10 protein-coding genes and 1 pseudogene are annotated in these 10,822 nt (G+C 40.5%); 8 read left to right on the plus strand and 3 right to left on the minus strand.

What is annotated here, in order from left to right:
• Positions 1 to 144: 144 nt before the first annotated feature.
• The 3 genes and pseudogenes from AACX68_RS02630 to paaY form a co-directional block, all read left to right on the plus strand.
• Positions 145 to 380, plus strand: a pseudogene (locus AACX68_RS02630) (integrase core domain-containing protein); the annotation flags it as partial.
• A 73-nt stretch (positions 381 to 453) separates the two neighbouring features.
• Positions 454 to 1,386: a phenylacetic acid degradation operon negative regulatory protein PaaX gene (paaX, locus tag AACX68_RS02635; protein WP_228860517.1), complete on the plus strand. Its 933-nt coding sequence runs from the start codon at positions 454 to 456 to the stop codon at positions 1,384 to 1,386.
• Positions 1,387 to 1,417: 31 nt separating this feature from the next.
• Positions 1,418 to 2,014, plus strand: coding sequence for a phenylacetic acid degradation protein PaaY (gene paaY, locus AACX68_RS02640; RefSeq protein ID WP_228860518.1), 597 nt, complete (start codon positions 1,418 to 1,420; stop codon positions 2,012 to 2,014).
• 40 nt (positions 2,015 to 2,054) lie between these two features.
• On the opposite strand, the gene AACX68_RS02645 is transcribed toward paaY, so the two are convergent.
• From AACX68_RS02645 to AACX68_RS02655, 3 genes are all read right to left on the minus strand, one after another.
• Complete coding sequence (locus AACX68_RS02645) at positions 2,055 to 2,594, minus strand: hypothetical protein (RefSeq protein ID WP_228860519.1); 540 nt, start codon at positions 2,592 to 2,594, stop codon at positions 2,055 to 2,057.
• A 10-nt stretch (positions 2,595 to 2,604) separates the two neighbouring features.
• Positions 2,605 to 3,447 carry a hypothetical protein gene (locus tag AACX68_RS02650; protein ID WP_228860520.1) on the minus strand — a complete coding sequence of 281 codons (843 nt, stop codon included), beginning with the start codon at positions 3,445 to 3,447 and terminating at the stop codon, positions 2,605 to 2,607.
• A gap of 224 nt (positions 3,448 to 3,671) precedes the next feature.
• The gene (locus AACX68_RS02655) at positions 3,672 to 3,947 is read right to left on the minus strand and encodes a PAAR domain-containing protein (RefSeq protein WP_228860521.1); all 276 of its coding nucleotides are present in this window, start codon (positions 3,945 to 3,947) and stop codon (positions 3,672 to 3,674) included.
• Positions 3,948 to 4,431: 484 nt separating this feature from the next.
• Here AACX68_RS02655 and AACX68_RS02660 point away from each other — a divergent pair, with 484 nt between their 5' ends.
• The 5 genes from AACX68_RS02660 (at position 4,432) to treC (ending at position 10,613) form a co-directional block, all read left to right on the plus strand.
• Positions 4,432 to 4,974, plus strand: coding sequence for a dihydrofolate reductase family protein (locus AACX68_RS02660; protein ID WP_228860522.1), 543 nt, complete (start codon positions 4,432 to 4,434; stop codon positions 4,972 to 4,974).
• Positions 4,975 to 5,288: 314 nt separating this feature from the next.
• On the plus strand, positions 5,289 to 6,467 hold the full coding sequence (locus tag AACX68_RS02665; RefSeq protein WP_228860526.1) for a M20 metallopeptidase family protein: 1,179 nt from the start codon (positions 5,289 to 5,291) through the stop codon (positions 6,465 to 6,467).
• 189 nt (positions 6,468 to 6,656) lie between these two features.
• Positions 6,657 to 7,079 (plus strand): hypothetical protein, encoded by a 423-nt coding sequence (locus AACX68_RS02670; protein ID WP_228860523.1) that lies wholly within the window; start codon positions 6,657 to 6,659, stop codon positions 7,077 to 7,079.
• Positions 7,080 to 7,484: 405 nt separating this feature from the next.
• Positions 7,485 to 8,921, plus strand: a complete 1,437-nt coding sequence (gene treB, locus AACX68_RS02675) for a PTS trehalose transporter subunit IIBC (protein WP_228860524.1) — start codon at positions 7,485 to 7,487, stop codon at positions 8,919 to 8,921.
• 27 nt (positions 8,922 to 8,948) lie between these two features.
• Positions 8,949 to 10,613, plus strand: a complete 1,665-nt coding sequence (treC, locus tag AACX68_RS02680) for an alpha,alpha-phosphotrehalase (RefSeq protein ID WP_228860525.1) — start codon at positions 8,949 to 8,951, stop codon at positions 10,611 to 10,613.
• Positions 10,614 to 10,822: the final 209 nt, after the last annotated feature.

Here is a 10,822-nt window from a genome sequence, read left to right on the forward strand (position 1 = left end):
TGTTGCCAATTTATGTGGCAGCTTATTCGTAATGTGAAAATTTTTTTGAAAAGGGCCTCGTTAACGAATTGGAAAGAAATGAGAAAAATAAGAGTCTCATCATTATGACAAGCTATTTAGTATACTAGCCATGAATTTCAATAATGGGCAAAGGCATATGAGATCATGTTGAATTTTATACAATTTGGAAAGATTAAACAGAATATATTGAGTATTATAATCGAGCGGTTCGTTATGAGTGGCTGGAACACTATTTATTCACTTCCTTGAGTGAATTACAAGGCTATGCAACAAAACGGCGGTGGTTTTATAATCATGAAAGATCCAATATGGCATTAGGTGGATATATACCAAAGCAACATGTATTACATATTACTTAAATTCTACTTTTAGCTTCCATGAAAAATGGATGGAGTACCTCATGACACATTTGCGCTCAGATAATAACAAAATATGACCCACAAACTCGACGATTTTATTCGACATGCCCTTGATGCCCAGCCGATTAGCGGAACATCGCTGATCATTTCCCTGTATGGCGATGCGCTCAGCCATCGGGGAGGAGAACTCTGGCTGGGCAGTCTCAGCCTTCTACTGGAACCACTGGGATTCAGTGACCGTTTTGTCCGGACATCTGTATTTCGTTTACAAAAAGAGGGTTGGCTGGAGGTAGAGAAAATAGGTCGTCGTAGTTATTACCGCATCACTGAGCGAGGCATGAACCAATTCCGTCATGCGGAGAGTAAAATTTATCTCAGCGAACAACCGGCATGGGATGGCAAATGGGATTTATTGCTGTTGGAAGAAACCTGTAAAGAGGAGCGTACCCGCCTGAAAAAAGAGCTGAACTGGTTTGGATTTGGTCAACTCAACAGCACATTAATGGCAGCTCCCAGCAGTTCACAGAGTGATATTCCGGCGCTGCTCGGAGAACTCAACGCCAGTGATTCCGTGATCTACTTCCGGGCAGATTATCCTTATCCCCGTTCCGAACAGAGCCTGAAAGAACGGGTATCAGCCAGTTGGTCGCTGGATCAGGTTGCTGAGCACTATCATGAATTTATCATCACATTCCGCCCCTTGATGAAACTATTGCAAGATTGTAATGCAGACGAACTGACACCAGAGCGCTGTTTCCAGTTACGTCTTCTGCTCATCCACTTTTACCGCCGTGTCGTACTGCGTGATCCACTATTACCGAATGCGCTGTTACCTGCACAGTGGGAAGGCCAAATCGCCCGGAATTTATGCATCAACATCTACCAGCGTATTGGCCCTGCCGCAACACGATACATTGGTGAACAATGTGAAACCACCATAGGTAAATTGCCCCAGCCTGCTGCTGCGTACTATCGTCGTTTTGGAGGATTACACAGCGGCTCTTAGTAACGTCTGACAATTGTTTGAGGAAATATTTATGCCTGTATATCAACTTGATGGTTTAACCCCGGTTATTGATCCCAGTAGTTATGTTCACCCTACCGCTGTTTTAATCGGAGACGTCATTATTGGCAGGCAGGTTTATATCGGCCCGAATGCCAGCCTGCGTGGTGATTTCGGTCGGCTGGTGGTGATGGATGGTTCGAATATTCAGGATAATTGCGTCATGCACGGTTATCCCCAACAGGACACGGTAGTTGAAGAAAACGGTCATATCGGGCATGGAGCTATACTGCATGGGTGCCAAATCCGGCGCAATGTTTTGGTTGGCATGAATTCAGTTGTAATGGATGGCGCAGAAATTGGTGAAAACTCCATCGTGGGAGCAATGGCCTTTATCAAAGCAGAAGCAATTTTTGCGGCCAATCAGCTGATCGTCGGCACACCCGCCCGCGCTTTGCGTACTCTGACCGAGCAGGAACTGGAATGGAAGCGGATCAGCACTCGGGAATATCAGGATCTTGTAACACGTTGTAAAAATACATTGAGGCAGGTAGAACCGTTGACTGAAATAGAACCGGGGCGTAAGCGGATGGTCTTTAGTGACGATTTTGTGCCTAAGAATCAATTGTAAAATGGTTCCTACTGCTCGCTGGCTGCGAGCAGCTTCAATACTATTTAATATCAACCACCTCAGAAGGTTTTATCGTTATTTTTTGACCATGTAACTCACAATCTTCCAGTAATTGAATAACTCCTTCTTTTGCCCACAAAGCCTGCGCGCCTTCGGCTTCTTTGTAAGGGACAACTGAATCTTTCATATCAATGAAGGGTTTACTGAAGATAATGGCTTTATATCTATGCTCAGTATCACCATCAGGTAGATCCCAATCAATTAAGTAATTAGCATTCTTCCAGAAAACAATAACTCTTGTGAATTCTTCATCATCTTCTTTTTTATTCCACTTATAACCTATTACACAGTACGTATTATTTACACTATTAAATCCGAATTTATTAATAAGATAACTGAATGAAGGCAAATATCCCTCTTTATAATCTTTTATTTTTAAAGGATTAAAATAACTATCTGGCTTTTCATTATATATCCCCCAGCTTCCCTTATTTTCCCAATCCTTAAAATTTAATTCTTCCTTATTTGAAAAAGAACTTGATGAAAAAAGGATAATAAATAAAAAAATAAATTTCTTCATATATCATATCTCATTTAAGATAACTATCAGAAAGTTTATAAAAATCCTGCCCTTGCAATGAAAATAATTTAATGAAATTTGAACCGGGTGAGTCACTCTTGTGTGTTCTCCATGCAATAACATCTTTATTAACTATTGTATTGCTTTTAGCTATATTTATGGCATTTGTAATCAGTCGTCGATACGCTAAAAAGTTTTCATAAGTCCCATCATTCGCAGTCATGAGCATATCATCAATCCTATCCTTTATACTGGATTTAATATTAGGATATTGCTGAAAACCCTCTATTACCCTTGGTGCTGAAATCAGTCCTATCAATTTATTTCCATGTTTAGGCACACCAAGGTACTGTGATTTAGGCGACCTTACTCTGTTTAATAAAACATCATGCATATACTGCATAGTATCTTTAGCTTCTTTTTCATCGTACTTAAATCTCTTAGAATCAGGAGATGATGTCTCAGCCAACAACACCATCAACATAGCTCTCTGCTCGGCAGTAAGATCAGCGGGGATCGATATTTTAGGCACGATATTAATTGTTAAATGTGGAAAGCAGTCCTCAGCAACACCCTGAGCAAAATTAGGACAGAAATCAATATTTGTATCAACTGCCTTAACTTTACTTACCCCTATATTAATCGCTGTTATTTGCAATGTCTGCTCTCTCATCTGAGGATTATCACGCTGAAAAATAGTTACCAAACCATTCTCTGACAGAAACTTAAGGTGCTTTCTGGTATTGAGGTTTAAGCCATCAATCTTTAATGTCAGTGTATTACCCGGAGTTAGATGAAACTCAGTTTCGAGAAGCGCTTTTCCGTTATTCCGCGTAACAATAAATCTAGACATAATTTGTTATCCTTTTTATTTTGGTTAAATCCGTTTTCTGCCCTATCTTATTCAATAAGAGTAATCCTATAAATAAATTAAACAACAATCCAATAAGACACCTCTTATTTTTGATAATAACCTTTATATTTTAAAAGATAATTATCAATAACGTAAATTATTTATCTTATCTCTTAAATGCCATTGAAAATATTTACAATGGCATAATTAGTCGTAAGTCGTCATTATTTAGCATAGGAATCAGGAATAGACTGAATCAAGCCAGCCTGACAAGGGCAACTACTCTGGCTATCCAGCGTTCCTGCCATTCTTTGCTGATAATTGATAAAATCACTGACACCGCCGATAATCCGGTATTTACCGGCAAATCTGCCACAACTGACCTCTGAACCTTCAAGAGCAGACGGCTTACCGTAAAAAGTGACTGTACTACTGCCCGTTAAAATTGCACCACCACATGTTGTCTTATCCCCAACAACTAAGAAGTATCCAATAGCCATCATTTATCCTTAAAGTGAATTTAATGTGATCGATCAATGTACCCTATGGATTTCAAGTTGCATCACGGCGGCAAGAGAATAAATCCCCGGGAACATAGATAACTATGTGACTGGGGTGAGTGAGCGCAGCCAACAAAGAGGCGACTAGAAAGACGACGGGTATAAATATATTATCGATAAAAACCGGATGATTAAAGCAACCATGCAACATGGTTACAAATCAATTTATTCATCCTGCTTTATTTGAAATTTGTAGTAGTTGTGACAGTTAATACATAAAAAATTATAGACAAACTCTTTATTTCAAAACTTTATGTGACCAACATCAATTTTAAACATGCTGTTCTAAAATATTACTTTAAAAAGCTAATCCATTTTCGATTCCCCTGATAGAGTTATTAATAATGTAACAAAAAAAATTATCTCAACACCAACTGGGTTTTCCAAATATTCATAAATCCTAAAAAGTAAAATGAGGAAAGATATGTCAAAGCTCATTTATTATGTTGCTGCAACAATGGATGGTTATATCGCTACAGAGAATCATGAGTTAGGCTGGCTGGAGACATTTGCTCTCAGCGATGACGCCACTCCTTATGAAACCTTTTATCAGGGTATTGGAGCAGCCATTATAGGGGCCGGAACTTATGAATGGATTATGAAGAATACGGCTGGTCACTGGCCATATCAAAATATCCCTTCTTTTATTCTCTCCTCCAGAAATTTACCCGTCCCGGCAGAAATTAATGCTGTTATCACTCATGATTCTGCCAGTGAAATTGCAGCTAAAGCTCGGGCCGCCGCTAAAGATAAAGATGTATGGATCATTGGTGGTGGAGAAACGGCAGCATTCTTTGCCGATGCCGGAGAATTACAACAACTATTTCTTACCACGGTGCCGGTCTTTTTGGGCTCAGGTATCCGAGTTTTGCCAGTCAACCATTTGATTGAGGCTGTTCCTAATAAACAGCGTCTCTTAAGTAGTGGCGCGATTGAAACTATTATGGATATCAAACCAACAGCATAAACTGAATGATATTTTGATCCATTACAGGAAGCCGATCTTTTATAAATTCAAGATCGGTTGTACTCTCAGCATTAAAGATCCTTGACTGCCCTCTCATCCAGATTAACACGATCTTTCTTACAGTCAGTGTTCGTGTTGATACGCTGTTGTTCCAGCCATCATATATGACAATATTTCCCTAGATCTGACGATAAAAAAGAAACTGAGAAAAAATATTATGGCAAGTGACCATGCTTTTCATGATAGTTTCTGTTTATTACCTTTTTTCGATACTTCTTTCATGACTCAAATAAATTCAGCGTAAAAGGGGTTAGATAATGAATAAATATAATGTCAGCGACTCGCTATTTTCATTAGAACAATTCAGCAAAAAGACTCGTCAGGATCTCCATAAAATTCCTGAGTTATCCGGTCGTGAATTTAAAACTGCAAAATATTGCCTTGATTTAATGAGATATTTTGGTTACACCACCAAAAACTATTCAGATTATACCGGTTTTACTGCCGACTTAATTATTGATCCAGCCAAACCCTTGATTGCATTTCGTGCCGATATGGATGCACTCGCGATGCCCGATCTGACCAATAATGACCACAGCTCTGTTCATGAAGGCTGTGCGCATAACTGTGGTCATGACACTCATATGACAGTTGCACTGACTGCCGCCAATTACCTGTCACAGCATCAGCATGAGATGAACGTCAACGTGCGCTTTATCTTCCAGATGGCAGAGGAAGATATGCGCATTCCGGGCGCAGATAAAATGGTTGAGCTGGGGTGCATGGACGGCGTCAGTGAAGTCTATGCCCTGCATAACGATGGTGCTGAGGATACAGGTACTATCGCTCTGACAAGCGGCACCCTCACCTCATGGGGGACGACATGGACTCTGGATGTCTACGGTGTTTCTGCCCACGGCTCAGCACCACAAAAAGGGCTGGATGCCATTCGGGAGATGTGTCGCATTATTGATTATATGGACTATATTGTCGCGAAAAAGACAGATCCATTCAGCCCGGCGGTACTCACTTGCGGCATGATTAACGGCGGAACCATTCCCAATGCCATCGCTGCCCATGCTCAGGCACAAGGAACCATTCGGACGATGGATAAGGAAACTGACCAAATCCTCAAAAATGGTATTCAGGAAATTATTGCCCGCAGCGAAGCGGGCGGTTTCAGAACCACAGTAGGCTACACAACTTACCCAGCAGTGGAAAACCATCCTTACGCTTACCAGCGTATCATCGAAGCGGCCGGCAAATTCCTGCCCTCAGAAAATATAATCGCTAACATCCGCCCAGCAACAGGTAGTGAGGATTTCAGTTACATGATTAACGCCACCAAAGATCGCACAGGTGCCATGTTTTTCCTCGGTAGCGGAAATAAAGAAAAAGGAATAGACAACTTCCCGCATTCCAATCCTTATTTTATTGACGATGACTGCCTTCTGATTGGAGCACAAATATTTATTAATCTTGTTACTCGTTAATGATATCTGGCATCCGGTAGGAGATATCGGGTACCATCTTATTCTTAGAAAATAAGGGAGTACAACAACACTTAACGCCCTAATCTATCTATTATCAACGGAAAAATAGTTATTTCTAAACTCTCATTAACCAATTATAATTAAGCTTGAAATATATAATCTCAATTTTTATTACCCTGTTAACTGAAAATGATAAAAATAAAGTCACTCATATTAATAGTTTTAGTATTAACTCCCTACGCTCATGCAAATCACAATCAATTTGAGGTAATCAACAATCCTGTTTTAAATTTATCTGAAAATTATAGCCGTACTAGCCCTAGTGATAACCTTCTTATAGAGGAGTGCAAAAGATGGAATTTAAACAAAAAAGTCATAGATAAAATCTTTAAAATAAGCGAGCAATATGAACATTCCCCCTATAGGGAATTTAACCAAACTCCCTGCGATATAGTTGGCAGAGCGAAATTAAACAACGAAATATGGGACTTTCATATCAATGGTGGTGGCATAACCACGTTTACCAATGATGACAAAATTATTTACCTAGGGTGTAACACTAAAGAGTGCGAACCTTTTTTTATAATACCTTATGATGGAATGGATCCATAAACAATACCGAAATAAATAACCAACAGCCCGTTTGACTTATATTCCTTCCAGTGAAACGGGTTTTCATACCAGTAAAATCAGAATATTAAATTTCATTTGATAATTAATAAAAAATATATATGAAAACGACAAAACTCATAAATCAAACGCATTAATCCTTCGGTAAATTAAAATTACTGAAACAATAAATTTAAGTAATATGAAAATTATTATATTTTCAATTTAGTAGAATAAAATGTGATCCAAAACTCAAACAACGTATCTTTTCATATTCAAAATTCTGAAATCTGACTAGGATGGGCTGGTTATTACTTCACTCTATGAATTATCTCATCATAAAAGTAATCATTCTGTTAGTACCAATTTCCGTTATTCACTACTCCTGCCATAGAAAGGAGAAAAGGCATGAAGAAAAAATCAATAAATCAAAAGGATGTTGATAATCTTATTAGATTAGTCGGAGGACAGGAGAATATTGCCTCCGTAACCCACTGTATCACCAGGCTCAGATTTGTTCTTAATACCCCGGAAAACGCTGATGCTAAGGCCATTGAAGAGTTACCAATGGTAAAAGGCTGTTTCACTAACGCCGGGCAATTTCAGGTCGTCATCGGAACAAATGTCGATATTTATTATAAAGCCCTGCTTGCCGCAACCGGAAAGCAGTCCGCAAACAAAGAAGAGGTTAAACAGGCTGCACGACAAAATATGAAATGGTATGAAAATGCTATTTCACATTTTGCTGAGATCTTCTTTCCATTATTGCCAGCCCTTATCAGCGGCGGTCTGATATTAGGGCTTCGAAATCTGATCGGCGGCATTCCATTTAGTGACGGAAAACCTCTCTCCGATATATATCCAATCTGGCAAACCATCTATGATTTCCTCTGGCTTATCGGTGAAGCCATATTTTTCTATCTCCCTGTCGGGATCTGCTGGTCTGCCGTTAAAAAAATGGGTGGAACGCCCATTCTGGGGATTATTCTGGGGATCACGTTAGTCTCCCCACAATTAATGAATGCCTATCAACTTGGGCAACAAATCCCGGAAGTCTGGAATTTCGGCTGGTTTACCATCTCCAAAGTAGGTTATCAGGCACAGGTTATTCCTTCTCTGATGGCTGGATTAGCCCTAGGCTGGATTGAAATACGCCTGAAGAAACTGGTGCCGGATTATCTTTATCTGGTGGTTGTTCCGGTTGTTTCCCTGCTGCTGGCCGTTTTCCTCGCTCATGCAATCATCGGCCCGATTGGGCGCTCAATCGGTGATGGTGTGGCCTGGTGCGTCAAAGGGCTGATGACCGGCAGTTTTGCACCAATCGGTGCTGCCTTATTTGGCTTCTTCTATGCTCCTCTGGTGATTACCGGTGTACATCAGACGACGCTGGCGATTGACCTGCAAATGATCCAAAGCACGGGCGGAACCCCTATCTGGCCGATTATTGCTCTGTCTAATATTGCTCAGGGTTCCGCAGTTATCGGCATCATCTGGGCAAGTAAAAAACAAAATGAGCGGGAGCTTTCCGTTCCTGCGGCAATTTCAGCCTACCTCGGCGTTACTGAACCGGCCATGTATGGTATTAACCTGAAATACCGTTACCCGATGTTCTGCGCAATGATTGGTACGAGTCTGGCGGGTTTGCTATGCGGGCTAAACCACGTGACTTCCAATGGTATCGGCGTGGGAGGTATACCGGGTATTCTGTCCATCAAACCTCAATTCTGGATGATCTACCTTCTCGCTATGCTGATTGTAATTATTGTACCAATGGCACTAACTGTTCTGATGTATCGCAGGAACGAACGCAAAGCAGAATTGATCAATAATGAAGCTGCGAGTTAATAGGATATAGTTTTATAAGGTATTGTTATGACTGAACAACAACCGTGGTGGTTAGACAGCGCTATCTACCAGATTTATCCAAAGAGTTTTCAGGATAGTACAGGAAATGGTACTGGTGATATTAACGGGATCACCCAACGTCTGGATTATTTACAGCACCTCGGAGTAGGTGCTATCTGGATTACTCCGATTTATCCATCTCCACAGGTGGATAATGGTTATGATGTTGCCGACTACTGCGCAATTAATCCTGAATATGGCACGATGGAAGATTTTGATAATTTGGTGGAGAATGCCCATCGTCGTGGCATTCGCATCATTTTAGATATGGTTTTCAACCATACTTCAACGGAACATCCGTGGTTTAAGGCCGCGCAGGACGCAAATAGCCCTTACCGTCAGTTTTACATCTGGAAAGAGGGTGGTGGGCAGGATAATCCCCCTAATAACTGGAAATCCAAGTTTGGCGGCAACGCGTGGCAATGGCATGCAGCGAGCCAACAGTATTACCTCCACCTTTTTGCCGTCGAACAGGCTGATCTGAACTGGGAACATGAACCCGTTCGCTCTGAACTGAAAAAAGTCTGTGAATTCTGGGCTGACCGCGGCGTTGATGGACTGCGGCTGGATGTCATTAATCTTGTCTCAAAACAGCAGGACTATCCTGATGATGATCGTGGTGATGGGCGGCGTTTTTATACCGATGGCCCACGTATACACGAGTTCTTGCAGGAAATGAGCCGTGATGTTTTCCAGCCTAAAGCGTTAATGACTGTCGGTGAAATGTCTTCTACAAGCCTTGAGCATTGTGTCCGTTATAGTGCGTTAAGTGGAAATACACTCTCCATGACATTCAATTTTCATCACCTGAAAGTTGATTACCCGAATGGGGAAAAATGGACACATGCAAAACCAGATTACATTGAACTGAAAAAGATCTTCTCAGTCTGGCAGCAAGGGATGCATCAAAAGGCATGGAATGCTCTCTTCTGGTGTAATCACGATCAACCCCGCATTGTGTCCCGATTCGGGGATGAAAAACAGTACCATAAAGCATCTGCCAAAATGTTAGCAATGGTGCTGCACGGAATGCAGGGAACACCTTATATCTATCAAGGTGAAGAGCTTGGGATGACCAATCCTCACTTTAAGCGCATTGAAGAATATCGGGATATTGAAAGCCTGAATATGTATCAGGAACGCATTGAACAAGGTATGTCTTCAGAAGAAATACTGACAATTCTGGCGCAAAAATCCCGTGATAATAGCCGAACGCCAATGCAGTGGGATAACACTGACAATGCTGGTTTTACCTCTGGTACTCCTTGGATAGCGACCAGCGATAATTATCGTGAAATCAATGCAGAATCCGTATTACAGGACAAAGATTCTGTATTCTACTGCTATCAGGATTTAATTCAGTTAAGAAAAAAACAGCCCATACTGACTTATGGTGATTATCTGGATCTTTTGCCTGAGCACCCTTCTCTGTGGTGTTATCTGCGACGCTGGCAGGATCAGACTTTATTGGTTATTGCCAATCTTAGTGATGAAACACAGCTTTGGTCACCAGAGTCTGAACTTACACAAAAAGAGTGGCAGGTATTAATCAGTAATTATCCATCACCCGTCACAGTGGAAAAAGAAATTAAGATCAAACCTTATGAATCGGTTTATTTAATTTCAACATAGCAATATTGTTTATGTATTTTTATAATCCATAATACATTGTTTATACTCCTCATAAAATATCACTCCTCACTGAATAAAAGTGAGGAGTGATATAAATCAAAAACAAAATTAAAAATAAATCATCATACTCCCGCCAGAAAAAACAAAATCCAAAATCAAACTTTACCTTTATTAATTCCTGCTATACTTAAAATGAAAAAGCATATATC

The sequence above is a fragment of the Xenorhabdus sp. PB61.4 genome, from assembly GCF_963894935.1.
Classification (GTDB): Bacteria; Pseudomonadota; Gammaproteobacteria; order Enterobacterales; family Enterobacteriaceae; genus Xenorhabdus; species Xenorhabdus stockiae.

Excerpts from the sequence above, each read along its gene's own strand:
- paaX (WP_228860517.1), top strand. The coding sequence starts at position 454 with ATGACCCACAAACTCGACGATTTTATTCGACATGCCCTTGATGCCCAG.
- paaY (WP_228860518.1), top strand. The coding sequence starts at position 1,418 with ATGCCTGTATATCAACTTGATGGTTTAACCCCGGTTATTGATCCCAGT.
- AACX68_RS02645 (WP_228860519.1), bottom strand. The coding sequence starts at position 2,594 with ATGAAGAAATTTATTTTTTTATTTATTATCCTTTTTTCATCAAGTTCT.
- AACX68_RS02650 (WP_228860520.1), bottom strand. The coding sequence starts at position 3,447 with ATGTCTAGATTTATTGTTACGCGGAATAACGGAAAAGCGCTTCTCGAA.
- AACX68_RS02655 (WP_228860521.1), bottom strand. The coding sequence starts at position 3,947 with ATGGCTATTGGATACTTCTTAGTTGTTGGGGATAAGACAACATGTGGT.
- AACX68_RS02660 (WP_228860522.1), top strand. The coding sequence starts at position 4,432 with ATGTCAAAGCTCATTTATTATGTTGCTGCAACAATGGATGGTTATATC.
- AACX68_RS02670 (WP_228860523.1), top strand. The coding sequence starts at position 6,657 with ATGATAAAAATAAAGTCACTCATATTAATAGTTTTAGTATTAACTCCC.
- treB (WP_228860524.1), top strand. The coding sequence starts at position 7,485 with ATGAAGAAAAAATCAATAAATCAAAAGGATGTTGATAATCTTATTAGA.
- treC (WP_228860525.1), top strand. The coding sequence starts at position 8,949 with ATGACTGAACAACAACCGTGGTGGTTAGACAGCGCTATCTACCAGATT.